This is a genomic window from candidate division KSB1 bacterium, assembly GCA_022562085.1.
Lineage (GTDB): Bacteria > Zhuqueibacterota > Zhuqueibacteria > Oceanimicrobiales > Oceanimicrobiaceae > Oceanimicrobium.
This window is the reverse complement of sequence record JADFPY010000071.1, coordinates 1-15,986: the sequence shown is the minus strand read 5'-3', so window position 1 is coordinate 15,986 and position 15,986 is coordinate 1. Positions and strand designations below refer to the sequence as shown.

Annotated in this window: 18 protein-coding genes; 10 read left to right on the top strand and 8 right to left on the bottom strand. The window is 46.1% G+C overall.

The window, feature by feature from the left end; translation table 11 throughout:
* The first annotated feature begins 70 nt into the window (after window positions 1–70).
* The 4 genes from IH879_08585 (at window position 71) to IH879_08570 (ending at window position 3,694) form a co-directional block, all read left to right on the top strand.
* On the top strand, window positions 71–268 hold the full coding sequence (locus IH879_08585) for a hypothetical protein (protein MCH7674995.1): 198 nt from the start codon (window positions 71–73) through the stop codon (window positions 266–268).
* A 61-nt stretch (window positions 269–329) separates the two neighbouring features.
* On the top strand, window positions 330–482 hold the full coding sequence (locus IH879_08580; GenBank protein ID MCH7674994.1) for a hypothetical protein: 153 nt from the start codon (window positions 330–332) through the stop codon (window positions 480–482).
* A 667-nt stretch (window positions 483–1,149) separates the two neighbouring features.
* Entirely contained in the window at window positions 1,150–2,145 is a 996-nt protein-coding gene (locus IH879_08575) for a hypothetical protein (protein ID MCH7674993.1), read from the top strand.
* Window positions 2,146–2,410: 265 nt separating this feature from the next.
* Window positions 2,411–3,694, top strand: a complete 1,284-nt coding sequence (locus IH879_08570) for a dicarboxylate/amino acid:cation symporter (protein MCH7674992.1) — start codon at window positions 2,411–2,413, stop codon at window positions 3,692–3,694.
* A gap of 96 nt (window positions 3,695–3,790) precedes the next feature.
* Here the strand turns inward: IH879_08570 and IH879_08565 are convergent, their stop codons facing one another.
* Window positions 3,791–4,084, bottom strand: coding sequence for a hypothetical protein (locus IH879_08565; GenBank protein MCH7674991.1), 294 nt, complete (start codon window positions 4,082–4,084; stop codon window positions 3,791–3,793).
* 131 nt (window positions 4,085–4,215) lie between these two features.
* Between IH879_08565 and IH879_08560 the strand changes: the two genes are divergently transcribed.
* The 4 genes from IH879_08560 (at window position 4,216) to IH879_08545 (ending at window position 8,970) form a co-directional block, all read left to right on the top strand.
* Entirely contained in the window at window positions 4,216–4,575 is a 360-nt protein-coding gene (locus tag IH879_08560) for a hypothetical protein (protein ID MCH7674990.1), read from the top strand.
* A 370-nt stretch (window positions 4,576–4,945) separates the two neighbouring features.
* Entirely contained in the window at window positions 4,946–6,139 is a 1,194-nt protein-coding gene (locus IH879_08555) for an aminotransferase class I/II-fold pyridoxal phosphate-dependent enzyme (GenBank protein MCH7674989.1), read from the top strand.
* Between the two features lie 12 nt (window positions 6,140–6,151).
* Window positions 6,152–7,732 carry a hypothetical protein gene (locus tag IH879_08550; protein MCH7674988.1) on the top strand — a complete coding sequence of 527 codons (1,581 nt, stop codon included), beginning with the start codon at window positions 6,152–6,154 and terminating at the stop codon, window positions 7,730–7,732.
* Window positions 7,729–8,970, top strand: a complete 1,242-nt coding sequence (locus IH879_08545) for a dicarboxylate/amino acid:cation symporter (GenBank protein MCH7674987.1) — start codon at window positions 7,729–7,731, stop codon at window positions 8,968–8,970. Before IH879_08550 ends, IH879_08545 begins: the two co-directional genes overlap by 4 nt.
* A gap of 482 nt (window positions 8,971–9,452) precedes the next feature.
* On the opposite strand, the gene IH879_08540 is transcribed toward IH879_08545, so the two are convergent.
* Complete coding sequence (locus IH879_08540; protein MCH7674986.1) at window positions 9,453–9,857, bottom strand: hypothetical protein; 405 nt, start codon at window positions 9,855–9,857, stop codon at window positions 9,453–9,455.
* A 360-nt stretch (window positions 9,858–10,217) separates the two neighbouring features.
* On the opposite strand from IH879_08540, the gene IH879_08535 reads away from it, so the two are divergent.
* The gene (locus IH879_08535) at window positions 10,218–10,871 is read left to right on the top strand and encodes a hypothetical protein (GenBank protein MCH7674985.1); all 654 of its coding nucleotides are present in this window, start codon (window positions 10,218–10,220) and stop codon (window positions 10,869–10,871) included.
* On the opposite strand, the gene IH879_08530 is transcribed toward IH879_08535, so the two are convergent.
* The 6 genes from IH879_08530 to IH879_08505 all read right to left on the bottom strand — a co-directional run bounded on the left by IH879_08530 (window position 10,868) and on the right by IH879_08505 (window position 14,787).
* Window positions 10,868–11,392 (bottom strand): TlpA family protein disulfide reductase, encoded by a 525-nt coding sequence (locus IH879_08530; protein ID MCH7674984.1) that lies wholly within the window; start codon window positions 11,390–11,392, stop codon window positions 10,868–10,870. The two genes, IH879_08535 and IH879_08530, sit on opposite strands and share 4 nt — an antisense overlap.
* Window positions 11,393–11,566: 174 nt before the next feature.
* Entirely contained in the window at window positions 11,567–12,046 is a 480-nt protein-coding gene (locus IH879_08525) for a CcmD family protein (GenBank protein MCH7674983.1), read from the bottom strand.
* 32 nt (window positions 12,047–12,078) lie between these two features.
* Entirely contained in the window at window positions 12,079–12,756 is a 678-nt protein-coding gene (ccsA, locus tag IH879_08520) for a cytochrome c biogenesis protein CcsA (protein ID MCH7674982.1), read from the bottom strand.
* Between the two features lie 45 nt (window positions 12,757–12,801).
* A complete protein-coding gene (locus IH879_08515; GenBank protein MCH7674981.1) occupies window positions 12,802–13,473 on the bottom strand; it encodes a heme exporter protein CcmB in 672 nt (223 codons plus the stop codon).
* On the bottom strand, window positions 13,470–14,198 hold the full coding sequence (gene ccmA, locus IH879_08510; GenBank protein MCH7674980.1) for a heme ABC exporter ATP-binding protein CcmA: 729 nt from the start codon (window positions 14,196–14,198) through the stop codon (window positions 13,470–13,472). The genes IH879_08515 and ccmA overlap by 4 nt, the downstream gene beginning before the upstream one ends.
* 175 nt (window positions 14,199–14,373) lie before the next feature.
* The gene (locus IH879_08505; GenBank protein ID MCH7674979.1) at window positions 14,374–14,787 is read right to left on the bottom strand and encodes a zinc ribbon domain-containing protein; all 414 of its coding nucleotides are present in this window, start codon (window positions 14,785–14,787) and stop codon (window positions 14,374–14,376) included.
* A gap of 460 nt (window positions 14,788–15,247) precedes the next feature.
* On the opposite strand from IH879_08505, the gene IH879_08500 reads away from it, so the two are divergent.
* Window positions 15,248–15,986 (top strand): PAS domain S-box protein (locus tag IH879_08500; protein MCH7674978.1); only part of this gene is annotated, 739 nt, incomplete at its 3' end.

The window sequence follows — 15,986 nt, the reverse complement described above, 5'->3', positions numbered from 1 at the left end:
AAAATACCTACTTTTTCAGGGGCATATCTTTTGGCCTATCTCATGGCAATTCTAAAAAGGAGAATTTGCCATGAGAAGAACAATATCTTTGATGACACTGACTCTTATCCTAACCCTACAAAGTGGCAGTGCCAACACTCAAGAGATTGCTGATATCAAAAAAAATTCGGAGTTGACAGCCGTGCTTCGAAAGTTCGATTTGAATGAGCAGACCCAAAATGAGTTTGCAATTACGCTAGCTGAGTACGAAGAATTGCTTTCCGTTTAAAGCTCTTGGATACATCGGTCATCCTATCCTTAAGCTGAATCAGTGGAGAAACATAAACAAGATGAAGTTGCTTTACCAGGTCAATGAAGACACTGTGAGATTGTTCGACGCCCGTTCCCGGCAAAAAGAAATCTATCACGACCCAATTACACGGCTTCCTAAGTTTGGAATGGCGCTCAACAACTCGCGGAGAGTCTTGCCGCCAAGAAGTTGATAGCTTGAAGTTAGAGTTAAACGCTCAGTGTTTTATTGATGCCAATGAGTGCGAGCGCTGTGCATTCATTGGCATCAAACTCTCACATTATTAGAATTCTTGAGAAATCCGTCGAAGCGACATGAATATTGTGGGGACGGCTAAAAATATTGCCAAAATATTACCAAAGTTATTAACTGCCAATAGCTAATATGCAAAACAAACAGCTATTTAGACTATGCATAGACTTTGGCCTCCGGAGCCAAAAGTTGTGGGTTCGAATCCCTCCTGGCGTACAAGGCTAATTTCAATAGAAATAGGAGAAAAGCTCTCATTTTTTGAGGGCTTTTTCTTTCTTTGTATTCTCAAATTTACCCATGCTTACTCAAATTTTAACGCAACTTTAACGAAACCGTATTCGCCACAAAAGTTACCTCGACAAGTCTACAGATAACGAACTTCTCAAAGAATCTGCCCGTCCTCTGAAAGATGCCAAGTCATCAATTTCTATTTTCAATCAACAAGCCTTCGAAAACCAGTTAACGAAGTGAAAGAAATAACATCTCTCCTTTAACTCACCGCAACAATATGAGCGATGTGCCGCGTATACAATGTGTGTCCATTTTTTTGTGGGAAAATCGAGAACCCCTACGAAAGCAAACTATAACATTCAACGAGGACGATTGGCATGAACAATCACAATTTAAGCAGTAAGCAGCGCTTGGCAATATTTTATGAACACCCTGAGTGGTTTAGGCCGCTCTTCGCAGAACTCGACAAGCGAGGCGTCAGCTATGACCGGATCCTGGCCTACGAGCACCGTTACAACCCGAGCGATCGCCATTGCCCTTATGCCTTGGTGGTCAACCGCATGAGTCCTTCCGCTTACATCCGCGGTCACGCCGAAGCCATCTTCTACACCCTGGAATACCTCGCCCACCTTAAGGAAACGGGCGCTAATGTCCTTAACGGTTATGACGCCTACCTCTACGAGTTCTCTAAGGCACGGCAACTGAGGTTGCTCGAGTATCTCGGTCTACGGTATCCCCGCGCCCAGGTAATTAACCATCTGTCGCAGGTACTAGCGGCAGCCGACGGGCTGACCTTCCCAGTCCTCGTCAAGCCTAACATCGGCGGGAGTGGAGCTAACATTGTACGGTTCAATACGCCAAACGAGCTGCGTGCGTCGACCCAAGCTGGGACGATTGACCTGGGGATCGACCACACAGCACTAGTGCAGGAATATTTGCCGGCTGAAGGGGATAGTATCGTGCGGGTGGAGTTTTTGAATGGCGCATTTCTGTACGCCATTCGTATATTTTTAACCGCAGACGAATTCAACCTCTGCCCAGCCGACTACTGCCAGGTGTCGTGGCCAGGACAACAAAGCAAGGACAGCGGCCTGGAAGATAACGCTTCCAACCGGGATAAAATGGTGGAAGTGTACACACCACCGGTCCAGGTTATCGAGGACGTGAAGCGCATCACAGCTGCGGCTCACATCGAAGTCGGCGGCGTGGAATATCTGCTCAACGCCCGCGACGGGCAGATATACTATTATGACATTAACGTTATGTCTAACTTCGTAGCTGATGCGCCGCAGATCATCGGCTTCGACCCTCTCTCCCGGTTGGTAGACTATCTGCTAATTCGGGCCGGTCTCGCTGAGCAAGAAACCGTCTAATCTTGATTAGCCCGTCAAACCTGTCAAATTATGATTGATGTGCTCGTACCGTAAATCTCCGGTAGAGCCCGTTAAGACTTCGCAACTGCTGGGAAATCCTTGACAGTTACATCTTTCTCGCTTATCTTTCGAATTCTCTTTCATTATATTCTCCAAACACTATGGTCGGCAAAACTATATCCCACTATAAAATCCTTGAAAAGCTTGGTGGTGGCATGGGAGTGGTGTACAAAGCCGAGGACAGCGAGCTCTGACCAATCGAGATATGAGCACACCACGCATCCCCCTTCACCACAAGATCCTTCTGGGCCTCGCCATCGGAACGTTTGGCGGCGCCGCCGCAAGCTTCCTCTGGCCCGGCGCTCCCGCGCTCGACTGGACCGTTCGCTACGTCGCGCGTCCGGTGGGGCAGATCTTTCTCCGTATGCTCCTGATGGTGGTCGTTCCCCTGATCTTCACCACCCTCGTCCTCGGCGTGACCGGACTCGGCGACCTCAAGCGGCTCGGCCGGATGGGCGCCAGGTCTCTGATCTTCTTCGTCGTCACCACGGCCGGCGCCGCCATATTCGGATTGATCATCGTGAACGTCTTGCGTCCGGGTGACGTGATCTCACCGGACCTCCGGAGAACACTCGTCGAGACGTTTTCCACCGAGGCGGATGCAATTGTCGGTGTGGCCGGGAGTGATCTCTCCATCTCTACGTTCGTCAACATCGTGCCGAGCAACCCCATCACTGCCGCGGCCCAGGGGGATCTGTTGGCCGTCATCTTCTTCACCTTGGTGTTTGGCGTCGCAGTGACTCGGCTGCCCAAAGAGTTCGCGGAGCCGTTGGTACGATTTCTCGAAGCACTGGCCCGAACCATTCTCGTGATGGTGGGGTTTGCGATGAAGCTGGCGCCGGTGGGTGTCGCGGCCCTGACGTTCGCGGTCACGGCACAGTTCGGCTTCGACATTCTGGCGCCGTTGGCATTGTACACGGCAGCAGTCTTGGGCGGCCTCGTACTGCACCAGTTCGGAGTGCTCGCCTTGATTGCAAAAGGACTGGGTGGCGTGCAGCTCAGAAGCTTTTATCGGACGATTCGGTTTCCGATGCTGACCGCGTTTTCCACGGCCAGTTCGAGTGCCACGCTACCGACGACGATTCGGGCGGCGGAGCAGGGACTTGGGGTGCCGCGGGAGGTGAGCGGCTTCGTCCTTCCCCTCGGCGCAACGTTGAACATGAACGGGACAGCACTCTTCGAAGGCGTGACCATCTTGTTTCTGGCTCAGGCGTTTGGAATCGAGTTGGGATTGGCAACGCAGGGGCTTGTGGTGGTGATGGCGGTGCTCACGGCAATCAGTGCCGCGGGGATTCCCAGCGGATCGATTCCGTTGATTGTGGTGATTCTGATGTCGGTGGGGGTGCCGGGAGAGGCGATCGCGTTGATCATGGGGGTGGAGCCGTTGCTTGGGATGGCTAGGACGTCGACCAATGTCACAGGGGATTTGGTGGCGTCTGTGGTTGTGACCCGTTCAGAGGGAATGAGGTTGACGAACATCGGAAAGTGAACCGGCGTCCTGCGCCGCCAGACGGCCGTCCGATTCACGACAAGGCGATTTTGAAGAAGGTTGGAGCCAGCATTGGAGGGCCAGAAAATTCACTGGTTATGGAGATTTAGTCTCATGTTGAAGAAATCGCGCCCTGTCATTTATACATTTGGTGACTGTGTTCTTGGTGATTTTTTTGTGGTCGGCCTGGTCACTGTGCCAGCTATACTCAACTATGCATAGCGCATATATTTCATGCTTCAGGCGCTCAAGACATTTGCCGAGGCTATGAATATCATGAAATGATGTGAAGAAGCTGATAACGAATCGTTCGACACTGAGACCAACCGCGGCTTCCTGGTACTTGGTCCCGGTCAACTCAATCTTTATATAGCTAATACAGACTACCACTATTATAGAATTAAGCTTTAATATAACAGAACTAATTCACAAGATGGGCGATGTTTGGTCATTGACATACTCAGTCACCAGACCGTTGCCCATCGCTCGGACTTACTTTACTTTCAGAGGAGGATATTCTCATGGCTGAAGAAAAACAAAGCTCAGCGGCAGTAAGCGAACAAGTGAAAAAAATATTGGCGGATCCTGAGTTTCGACCAAAGTGGACAAACCGACGCAAAGTTATTTTTATTTCTCTTAGCGTAAGCGGAGCCATCGTCGTGTTGATTGCTTTGACTTCATTGTTTGTGGTGGTACATTCTGAGGTGACTGGCAAACCGGCAAAAATACCTAGTGAAATTACCGGTGTCATGACGACTTTAATTTGGTCTCTTATACTTTTTGCCACTACCATAATCGGAGCTTATGTATTTGGTGCTAATTTCGACCAAAAGAACTTTCGCAGCTCGTTAACTGAGCTTGCCGGGAAAATACAAAAATAGAACAAGGATTAAAGAAAAGGAGGAAGATATGACAAACTGGTGGGACGAGGAAGATGGAAACATGTCGTTGATAAAATCGCCCATAAAGCTTTAGCAGGTCATCACGACACAGCCGCAAACAGGGCATTTTCCGTGTTTCGGCTGTCGTGGACGATGACGGTGATACCAATGTCCTTTCCGCTTCATCGGGTAACAACAAGATCGCCTGGTATGAGAACCTAAGTCCAATTACCGCAGTTCATGGGCCTATTACAAAGATATTCGAGTTCAGGGCGCTTCTTGAGCTGGCCCAGCAACGGCATGATTCATTTAAACAAATTTTGGAGAGAAATGCACGAACTTTTTGCAAGGGCCGATGGAAAAATTAAAAATGAAAGGAACTAAGATGGAAAACGTCGTGCCGCCCCTCGCGCAGAGGATAAAACAAACCCCTTCTTCTGCCACGGTGCGCATTGCCGATATCGCTACCGATTTAAAAAGTAAAGACATCGCTGTTCTCGACTTTTCAGCAGGACGGGCTGCTGAGCACAGCCCGGATTACATTAATCAGGCTGCCTCCCAAGCCCTTTTGACCGGGGATACGCACCAGACGAAAGCCCAGGGTAAACATGACTACCTTGAAATGGTCGCACGTAAACTGGAGCGGGAAAATAATCTTTCTCTCGACCCTGACAAATCTATCATGGCAACCATGGGCTGCAAAAACGGGCTAACTCTGGCGCTGCTGGCAATCATCGGTCCCGGAGACGAAGTGATCGTTGAAGATCCCTGTTTTGTCAGTTACCAGGCGACCATCGGAGTTTGTGGTGGCGTGACGGTTCCGGTGCCGATTCGCCGTGAAAACAGGTTTCGCTGGACGCACGCAGAGCTGGAAGCGGCCGTTACCGAGCGCACCCGCTGTATCTTGTTGTGCTCGCCGCAAAATCCCACCGGTACGGTCCACGCCGAAGAAGACCTCGACATGATTGCGGCTGTCGCCCAAAAACACAATCTCTGGGTCATCTGTGACGAGATTTATGAACGAGTAACGTGGAAAGCCCGCGAGCATATTTGCCTGGCGACGCGGCCTGGCATGCAAGAACGCACAATTGGACTTATGGGATTTACCAAGACATTTTCCATGGGCGGCTGGCGCATAGGTTTTATGTATGCGCCGGAGTCTATTATTTCAGCCGCCGTCATATTTCAGCAGCACCTGATGACTTGCGCCGGATCGTTTACCCAGGCTGGAGCTGCTTTTGCGTTAGCAGAAGAATATCGACCGGAAGTCAAGCAGATGTGGGTCGATTGGGAGAAACGCTGCGACACTGTAGCTACCGAGATCAACAAAATACCCGGGCTGTCATGTTTGCCGCCGGAAGGTGGGTTTTATGCCTGGATCAACATAGCAGAAACCGGGGAAAAATCAGAAGCCTTTGCAGAAAGAATGCTTAGCGACCAGCACATTGCCCTTGTGCCAGGGGCGCCTTTTGGCGCCAGTGGAGACGACTATGTCAGGATGACTTGTGTTAAATCATGGGATGACTTGCATTTAGGACTTACCAGAATTAGACAAGGTCTCTAACCGGAAGGACAAATGATAAAATCCTATTTAAACATTTTCTTAATGATTCTTTGTTCCGTTTTATGTTCATGCCAAAAAGCATCGCATGTCAGTACCGCCGAAGACCGGGCAGCGCTGTTTGACACTATTTTAGCTAAGACGATGGAAAGAGAAGCTTTTTCGCCAATCAAAAATGAAATTTTAAACCTGCATATCAAAGCTGGCATGCTGCGATTTAAAGATGAAATGATTGCTGCGAATACCGATGAAAAGCTTTTTAACGTGCTGATGAAAATCAGTAATGCGCGCAAAGATCGCCATCTTAGCGTTGGTTTAGTGGATGGTGGACTCGAGTTGCCCGGCATGATAATAAGCCATGCACCCATTCGATTTGCCGCGGATTACGGCACACCCGAAGCTTATTTCTTTTTTGTGAGTGATTATGCGAAAAACATACTTGAATATACTGGTGAGAATCAGCCCGAGATCGGCGATAAGCTGACCGCGGTAAATGGCCAACCGATCGCTGAGTATTTCGATGTTAAGGAACCGTATCACCGCTATTCAACGACGAACGGCTTGTGGTGGAAGTTTGCCGAGGCGCTGCCGCAACAGACGTACCGCATTCCATCGACACTCAAAGAAAACACCTTGGAGTGCACCCTGGAGAAAAAAGATGGGGTGCAATATACAATCGAGCTACCATATTTTGATCCTGAAAATATTGATTGGCAGGGTTTTTATCAAGGTTTTGGAGACGAACGCTATCCCGGTTTTAGCAAGGTGTATAGCTGCCAGACTTATGTCCTGCATAAACATGATCATGGTCAAAAAGTTCTTGTGTTAGACTGGTACGGTTTCAGGGAAAATCTGGTCGCCGATATGGACCGGCTGGTGGAATATGCTGCAGAGCATAACATGCTTGATTACGCAATCATCTGGGACGGTACCCGCAGCAGGGGCGGCTCTAAAGGTGCTTATGCACTGCAAAGGCTTTCTCCAAAACCTTTTAAGACTACCTTTGGCAATGTCAGAATCAGTGATATCACAGGCGAGTTTATTCGAGATCGACAAAAACGTTTCGTGCGCAAAAATGTCACCGACCACGGCGTCACCGAAACCATTAATGACGGTTCCTGGCTCATGGACTGGTTGGAAAGCGATGTCACTCAAGCCATAAAAGATGGCCAGGCCTATTCCAATAATGTACCCTTTAAACTTGCTCATCTACCCAAACATTCGGATGGAATTTTACAGCCCGCTGAGATTCATTTCACCGGCAAGCTGGTCTGCTTTTTCAGTCCGTATGGCGGGTCTCACCTGGATCAATTTGCGGCCCAGGTTGTTGATAACGGTATGGCCTACACCATCGGTATGCCCGCGGGCGGATATAGCAATACCTGGGAATGGGAGGAGACCCTGGTCTTTCCTACCAGCAAAAAACCGGTTGTGCAATTCATGTGGTCCATGGGACACACCATTCGTCCCAATGGTGAAATATTAGAAGGAAATCCGGCGCAAATGAATGACTATATTCCGGTAACACGGCACAATTACTTAACCTATACTGAGATTCTGTTAGAAAGTGCATTTAAACATCTGGGTATGAAATGAGCGATTCTGAGAATACATCACTTTCACACTATCAACGTTATCGCAAACTATCACTAGGCGTAAAAATTCTAATCTATTTGGCGATGGGTATTCTACTGGGAATCGTTTTTGGCGAGAAAGCCACTGTGGTACAGCCACTAGGCGATCTGTTTATTCGTCTGCTTCTGATGGCCGCGATACCGCTTGTCTTTTTTAATCTATTAGCCGGACTAACGAGCCTGGAAGATATTCGAGCCCTGGGAAGAGTCGGCTCCCGAATAGCCATCTATTATGTGTTCACCACCGTGATGGCTTTAACACTGGGATTGTCAATGATGCACTTGCTTAAACCGGGTGTTGGCATGCAATTAACCGGGGAAGTAGAAGATACATTCGGGCAGGTTCCGGGTGTTACAGAGGTTCTCCTTGATCTTATTCCTGAAAATATATTCAAAGCATTCAGCGCCGGCCAAATGTCGCAGATTGTTGTGTTTGCGGTTTTCCTTGGAATAACGACTTTGTTAATGCCGAAAGAGAAAAAGCAGTCCCTGGGTAAAGTCTTCGATGTGCTGGCTGAACTTTTCAGAAAGCTGGTAGATATCATTTTACATTTTAGTCCCATCGGTATTGGCGCTTTGGCTGCCAGTACAGTAGGGCAGTATGGTTCTGCCATCTTCGGCCCGCTGGCGCTTTTTATTGGCGGTGTTTGGGGCGCGCAAGCGGTTATGGTTATTATTTATCTCCTTCTGCTTTTTCTGTTTACACGGCAATCGCCTCTTTCGTTTTTCAAACAGACAGCCCCGCTTTACGCCACAACCGCAGCCACGTGCAGTAGTCTTGCCAGTTTAGTGGTTTCTTTGGAAGTAGCCGAAGACCGGGTGAAACTACCCCGAAGCATCTACTCCTTCACACTGCCGTTGGGAGCGCAAATGAATAAAGATGGTACTTCGATTATGTTAGCAGGTGTGCTACTGTTTACAGCTCAGGCCGCGGGCGTCGAATTCAGCCTGGCTTCTCAGGCAACTATTATATTAATTGGCTTACTTCTTTCGAATGGCTCAGGCGGAATCCCCGGCGGCGGATTGGTTATCGCGCTCATCTTTGTGAAAGCATTTCATTTGCCGCTTGAAATCGCTGTCATTGTCGGTGGCATTTATCGCTTGATTGACATGGGCGGTACAACGATTAACTGTATGGGTGATATGGTCGGTACAATTATCGTGGCCCATTTGGAAGAAAAGCAGTTAGTTAGGATTTAAAGATATATGCAGCCGTTGACAGGATACTGTTAAAAGTTTTTGGTCGTCAAAGGCATTTACAAGTTTGTATTTATTTCTTTCTCTACGACGCGCATCGTAGTATGGCACCGCTTTGGCGATTGCAGCCCATATTCCCAGCACCAAGAGGGGCCAGCTGCAATCACCGGGTCAGGAGGGGTTACTTCACCGTTAGGTATTCCCGGAAAGCCGTCCTGAAGAACAGGGCCGCTCACCTTCAAATGGTCGACCCTTTTGTCTCTAACAAAATTAGAATTTGGTGGCGTCTTGCTCATTAAACGCATTTTTTCTATTTTTGACGATCTTCTTCAAGCGCCGCGCTCGAACTAAATTTCGGGGTGCCTTATTTCGATTTATTTTCTTTGAAAGAGTATTCGTAAAATCATTGGTTGAAACAGAGTCTCCTCCGGCAATACTTCCGGTTTGTGGTCCTTTAAATAAAGGAATTTCGTTAAGAGTAAATTTTAAATCGCCGCCCATTGGCTCTTCTCCCCCTCGCCGGGCGCATCACTTTCTGCAACCTGAATATAATACGTGATTCCGGCTTCGGCCCTGAACTCAACTTTTGACTGAAGGAACGAGCTCGGCACGATATCATCATTGCATGCAATTTCAACCAATGAATTGCAAAGGCCGCTGAAAATTGCCAGTACGGTATTATATTCGAAAGGCCGGCTGTCTTCCGTGCCGGCTTCTAAGAATATAAGTGAGTCCGATGTAAACGTATACCAGACTGTTCTACCGCCGGCGCTTTGCAGGCAGGATAGTACGGGGTCATCATTGCTAGCAGTGGCCAATCTCGTATTTTGTTCATCCGTAAAAGGAAAAGATGAAATCTCAATTGCCGCCGTACAACTGTCGTTTGGCACCTGTGCAAAACATAGCTGGGGTACAATTAAAAGATTAAACAGAAACAAAAGAAGCCGGGAAAACGACGAGTGCCATCTTTTAAATAGGTCATACGAAACTCCACTTTTATCGGAGAGAGAACTTAGAGAATATAGGACTCACAATATGAGAAGCAAACTGTAAAAATTTTGGCTAAGTTAGAGAGGCCTGCAACTACCGGCTTTTGATATCTACAAATTTTGTGACTGTTTTCATCCCGATAGTTTATAGATTTTAGCGCTTTTTATAAGGCTGGCGAAAATGCGGTTCGGCCAATACTAAGGTTCACGCCTCGTAGAAAAAAATCTTGTTAGAATCTCAGAAGTTTTGTAAGTTCCGAAGTGAAAAAAATCCGATTGAACACACGCTCCATCCTCAAATTTCTATTGTCCATCCTCATCGTTGGAATTTATTGGTATTGGATAAATAAAAAGCTAATATCAGATTCCGGGCAGGTATTTAGTCTGACCGTTTTTTTTCTTTTAATGTGCACGGCAACTGCCTACTTTCCCCTGCCGGCGAATTTGCTTGTGGTTGGCGCGGTGGCAGGCGCTGATCCAGGAATGGTTGCGTTGGTTGGCGGGCTGGCTACTTTGGTCGCTTACTTATCCGAATACATTTTTTTTACTATCTTGTTCAAATTTAATAAAGTGGCTAACTTTAAGGAAAGCTGGCTTTATAAAAGCATGGCTCCTCTATTTGACAAATCCAGATTCTTGATCTTATCTTTTGCTTCTTTTTTGCCCATCCCAGCTGAACCGTTGAGGATATATGCCATTAGCCAGAAATATCCTAAAATTCAATTTATGCTCGCCGGCTTTGTTGGACGCGTTCCGCGCTATTTTCTACTGGGATATTTTGGTAAGGATTATGTGAACTCAGGGTGGTTTATTGGTGCGGTATTTGTCTTCCCCGGTCTGCTTTTACTGATGATCAGGGGAGGGATTAGTCTGGTAAATTATGTCAAGATCAGGCTTGAATCGCCGCAAAATTAGCTCTTTTCGAGGAGCGCTTCAACTATCATTTCTATTTCGTCAATCTTCACTTTCCCTCCTCCAACATATTTTTTTACAATATTCCAATCCTGATCGATAACAAAAGTTGTAGGGAAGGCCATAATACCTCCGAAATCTGCACCAACCTTGTCATTCCCCATGTAAATCGGATAATCGATCTTAAGATTGCCAATAAAATTCTTTACGGCGTTTGCATCTCCGGAAGCCAGGGTAACACCGAGCATTTCAAACTTTTCTGATTTAAATTTCTTGTAAAGCGTGTTGTAATCCGGAATTTCTTGTATACACGGTTGGCACCACGTCGCCCAAAAATCCACGACTAAAACCCGGCCTTTTAATTCGCCGGAATCGTAATCTTTTCCATCCAATGTTTGTAGAACAAATTCGGGTGCTTTCGTACGGTTGTTTTTTTGAGTGCCCTCTTCACTATGGTTATTTTTTTCTGACTGGCAGGCAAAAAAAACAAACATGACTGTCATTAAAAGAAAACGGCTTAACATTTCAAAATCTCCATTATTTTCTGTAGTATCTCAATTTTGGTAGAAAAACAAATATAGCAAAAAGTTATCAACAATTAACAACATATTGCTTGCGATAATTTCTAAAAACTTTAACATAAGAAACATCCCTCGATTTGAATAGGACAAGCGCAGCCAGCCCCGGCTATGCCTTTTTTATTTTACTTTCGCTAAAGTCTCTAAATCGGCGATCAGCTTTTTCTGGCGGCGCGAAATACTAAACAGATAAATCGAGATCGCCACCCAAACGACTGTATAAGCAGCAAATAAAAATTTAAGACGGAAATTGTAACCGGAGCCAACGATCATGGTCCTTGCGCTATTGCTATTTACGTTCTCAGCTTTGACTTCCAGGAAATATTCGTAATAAGAGAGATTCAACGGATTTTGGCTGCCCAAAAAGACTTCGTAACTCCCGTCTGAAATTTCGATATTTTTATGCACCTCCGACCACAGAGGTTTTTCACTTTTCAGGGAACTGAAAACAGTGAACTGCAGGTCGGTCGTTCCTGTGAATGAAGTGCCGTCATCATTGTTCAGCGTTCCCTGATAATGGACAAGGCGCGGGACTTGGGCCGGCGATGCAAATGGAATAATCAAGAAGATGGTGATTATTGAAAGGATGATCTTTCCCATTTTAGTTTTATTCTCCTTCCTGTTCATTTGCATCAATGAAATGCTAATTGCTTCTTCATTTCGGCAATAGCCACTGTTGCCTTTTGCAAGCGAACTCTTTGAATGAGCAAATATAAGAAAAGTAAAGTAAATGTAAACACGCTAAAATAGAAAACGATTCGCATATCGGGATGTAGCCCGGAACCTTCGCCGCCACCAATCACTGGCCGGGGATGAATGTCCGCCCAGAGCCTGATGGACATATAGACAATCGGTACGTCCACAAACCCGATGATTGCAAAAACAGCGGCAAGGCGGGCGCCTTTTTCCTCGCTTTCAACAAAATTACGCAGCATTAGATAGGCGACAAAAATAAACCACAGCACGAGAGCTGAGGTTAATCGCGGCGACCAATCCCAATAAGTATTCCAGACCGGCCGCGCCCAAATGGGGCCGGTGGTCAAAAACAGGGTCATGAAAAGTACGCCAATTTCACCGGCAGAATGGGCAACGATGTCATATTTTCGTTGCTTTTTCCAAAGATACAAAATACTGGCAATAAAAACCACAGATAGTGAGAGGCCGGAAATCCAGGCGGTCGGCACATGAAAATAAAAAATCCGCTGGACATGCCCCATGGAGCTTTCAGTTGGCGCAAACATGAAAATCAAATAGAGATTGACGAGCATGCATACAAAAAGTGCCGGACCAAGAATCGATTTTAAGCTCATAACACTCCTTACCCGGACAAGCCGTTTATTTGTGATTTCAATGTTCTATTCTTCAATAACATATTCAAACATTAAAATAGCTAAAATTAGAAAAATAATATCGAAAACGATCAAAATTTTCAACCAATTCCAGATTTCGCTCCACTCCTGCCCTTGAAAAATGGCAGAGGTTGCCTGCACCGCGCAGATGAGGATCGGAATCGAGACGGGAAAGTGCAGGATAGGCAGCATGACCTCGCGGGTTTTCGTGTTTACGGCAATCGCAGAAAATAAAGTTCCGATGACCGAAAATCCCAGCGTACTTAAGAACAGCATCAGCAAAAAAGCCCCGAGCGAATCGATGATACTAAAATGAAAAAAGATGGCAAACAGCGGCGTCACAATCAATTCCACGGTGCCGATGAAAATAAAATTGACCAGCAGTTTGCTGACATAAATTACCGATCGATCGATCGGGGCAAGCATGAGTCCTTGCAGGCAGCCTTTGTCAACTTCGTAAACGAAAGACCGGTTCATCCCCAACAAACCGGCAAATATGAAGGTCATCCAGAGAATGCCTGGAGATGCGTCCTTAATAAATTCGCTGCCCGGTGGAAAAGAAAAATTAAAAATAACCGCCACCATTAAACTAAACACCAGCATGGCGAAAATCATTTCCTTGGTGCGCAATTCCGAAAGAATATCCTTCCAGAGGAGCACGCCAACTTTGGCAATCATCGCTTATCTTTCTCCACGAGATCGTAATAAGTTTGCCGGAATTTCTTTACGTCGACTCCCCTTTGTTCCTGGTTGAATACCAATTGGCCTTCGACCAGAATTGCAATTCGATCCGCCAATTCCATGCCCTGTTCGAGATCATGAGTGACCATTAAGATTGTTTGCTCGGAACTCCGCAAACGATTCAGCCAATTGGTGAGCATCCCCGAAGCATGCTGATCCAGGCCGGTGTACGGTTCATCAAGGAGGAGAATCGAGGGCTCGTGCAACAGGGCCCGTGCGATTGCCAGCCGCTGCTGCATGCCGCGCGAAAAGGTGCGCACAAAGTCCTTTTTTCGCAATTCCAGACCCACTTCAGAAAGGATTGTCTCAATTTTTTTGGATAGATTTTCAACGTCGTATAGTTTGCCGTAAAAACGCAGATTCTCTTCCGCGGTCAGGTTTTCATAGAGAAAAGTTTGATGTGCAATGACGCCAATTTGGCGGCGAATTTTTTCGGAGTCGTCTTCAAACGAGAGGTCTGCAATTTTGATTTCTCCGGAAGAAGCTTTGGTGATGGTCGAGAGGATTCGAATCAGAGTGGTTTTGCCGGCGCCGTTCGGGCCGAATATGGTTAGAAATTCTCCCTTGTTCAAGCTAAAACTGAGATTGCGAAGTGCATAAAGATTGCCGAAAGTTTTCGTTAGCCCGGTTACTGCAATTACTGTTGATTGAGTTTCTGTCACCGTTTGAGTTTTTTAAGATAGAAGGTTGTGATTGCACCTCCGGAACGTTTGTTCTTTTTTTTCATGCCCGTCGCGAAAATCCTTTTAAGATTTATTTTATCGAAATCGGGATTAATCGGGGCATCAACATAGCAGAAATGGATTCCCGCTTACCATGCAGGAATGATAATTGAAATCATTCGATCTTTTCCCCGCAATTCGCACAAAACTTGTCGCTTGTCACCAGCGCAGTCCCGCACATCCAGCAAAAGTTAGCCTGTGCATCTTTCTTATTAGCACGAATTGCCTCGCCTTTAATCACCTTTTTTTGCTTCTGGTCGATTTTCTTCAAAAGTTTAACCGCTTCATCTTTGTACTGCTGCCGTAATTCCTGATAGTCTTCTTTCGAAAGTTTGCCCATTTGATAATCGAACTCGATATCTTTAATAGCGGCGTAAATGGCCTCTTTTCTTTCTATTAAATCACCCGCATAATTGTTAGAAGAAGGTTCCTTCCAACTGCCTATCTGTGTTCTTGCCTGGATGATTGGAAAGACCACGTAAAAGGAAACAACCGAAGCTAAAAAAATGAAAAATAAAATTGCCGCCATTTTACCTCAAATAATATTCTGCTGAATATAGAAAATTCACCGTTCAATTACAATCTTTTTTACCTGCGAGGTGCCTCAAAATAAATGTAAAATTTTCGTTATATATCTTGCTATCCCTAAAGATTTTGTTAAGTTTTTGTAGACCAAAGGATTAGGATTCACTTTAGTTCCCTCTTTTCAAATAAAAGACGGTCTCACTTTGGTTAGCAATTTATTCATTTTCCCAATCAGGGTTCTAATGAGCGCTTCATTTTCTTAAAAATTCATCAGACTCAGGGGAAAGTCTGTCTTATGATGGATAGACTATGCATGCTTGCCAAATCATCTATTCTTTCGTATTCCTTGCCAATTTTCCCGTCTCTTTTTGGAAAAAGACGACTTATCTATTTTTTAAGCTAGCCAACATCTATTTTTTAAAAACTTCGGGTTGGGTACTCCATCTCAAGCTTGGGAGGCTATGATGAGAGATAACGAAAAAAGCAAAGCTCAGCTTATCAAGGATTTAAGCGCTTTGCGCAAACAAGTTAGGGAATTTGAAGATCTTCAGGTTGGAATCCTCGCTGAAATGACCTCCGCAGCCATCTTCATTTATCAAATGAACCGCGTGAAGTATGTAAATCCCGCAGCCACAAAAATAACCGGATACACTCGAGACGAATTGCTGAAAATGAATTTTTGGGAAGTTATCCATCCGGAATTTCAAGAATTGGTCAAAAAGCGTGGCATGGCAAGACAGGGAGGTAAGAAGGTGCCGTCCCGATATGAAATCAAAATACAAACCAAGGGGGGTGAAGAACGTTGGGTCGATTATAGTGCGCGGGTTACTACCTTTGAGCAAAACCCGGCTGTTTTAGGGACAGCAGTTGACATTACCGAGCGCAAGCGTACTGAGGAGGCGCTGCTCGAGAATGAAGAGCGGTATCGAACGCTGAGTGAAGCAGCTTTTGAGGGCATGATCATTTCAGTAGGCGGAAAGGTAGTGATGGCCAATCAGGCATTTGCTGATATGTTTGGTTATGACTCGGATGAGGTTATTGGCTTATCCCCGGTTGAGATCACTACGCCTGAATCGGCGGAAAGAATCATGAAAAATATCCAGACCAGTTATGAAAAACCGTATGAAGTTATTGGAATAAAGAAGGGCGGCTCAACTTTTAATGTGGAAATAATGGGAAAAGATTGCCTCTATAAAATTCGAA

What these genes read in the sequence shown, in the direction of transcription:
- IH879_08585 (MCH7674995.1), top strand. Translation starts at nt 71, where the DNA reads ATGAGAAGAACAATATCTTTGATGACACTGACTCTTATCCTAACCCTA.
- IH879_08580 (MCH7674994.1), top strand. Translation starts at nt 330, where the DNA reads ATGAAGTTGCTTTACCAGGTCAATGAAGACACTGTGAGATTGTTCGAC.
- IH879_08575 (MCH7674993.1), top strand. Translation starts at nt 1,150, where the DNA reads ATGAACAATCACAATTTAAGCAGTAAGCAGCGCTTGGCAATATTTTAT.
- IH879_08570 (MCH7674992.1), top strand. Translation starts at nt 2,411, where the DNA reads ATGAGCACACCACGCATCCCCCTTCACCACAAGATCCTTCTGGGCCTC.
- IH879_08560 (MCH7674990.1), top strand. Translation starts at nt 4,216, where the DNA reads ATGGCTGAAGAAAAACAAAGCTCAGCGGCAGTAAGCGAACAAGTGAAA.
- IH879_08555 (MCH7674989.1), top strand. Translation starts at nt 4,946, where the DNA reads ATGAAAGGAACTAAGATGGAAAACGTCGTGCCGCCCCTCGCGCAGAGG.
- IH879_08550 (MCH7674988.1), top strand. Translation starts at nt 6,152, where the DNA reads ATGATAAAATCCTATTTAAACATTTTCTTAATGATTCTTTGTTCCGTT.
- IH879_08545 (MCH7674987.1), top strand. Translation starts at nt 7,729, where the DNA reads ATGAGCGATTCTGAGAATACATCACTTTCACACTATCAACGTTATCGC.
- IH879_08530 (MCH7674984.1), bottom strand. Translation starts at nt 11,392, where the DNA reads ATGTTAAGCCGTTTTCTTTTAATGACAGTCATGTTTGTTTTTTTTGCC.
- IH879_08525 (MCH7674983.1), bottom strand. Translation starts at nt 12,046, where the DNA reads ATGGGAAAGATCATCCTTTCAATAATCACCATCTTCTTGATTATTCCA.
- ccsA (MCH7674982.1), bottom strand. Translation starts at nt 12,756, where the DNA reads ATGAGCTTAAAATCGATTCTTGGTCCGGCACTTTTTGTATGCATGCTC.
- IH879_08515 (MCH7674981.1), bottom strand. Translation starts at nt 13,473, where the DNA reads ATGATTGCCAAAGTTGGCGTGCTCCTCTGGAAGGATATTCTTTCGGAA.
- IH879_08505 (MCH7674979.1), bottom strand. Translation starts at nt 14,787, where the DNA reads ATGGCGGCAATTTTATTTTTCATTTTTTTAGCTTCGGTTGTTTCCTTT.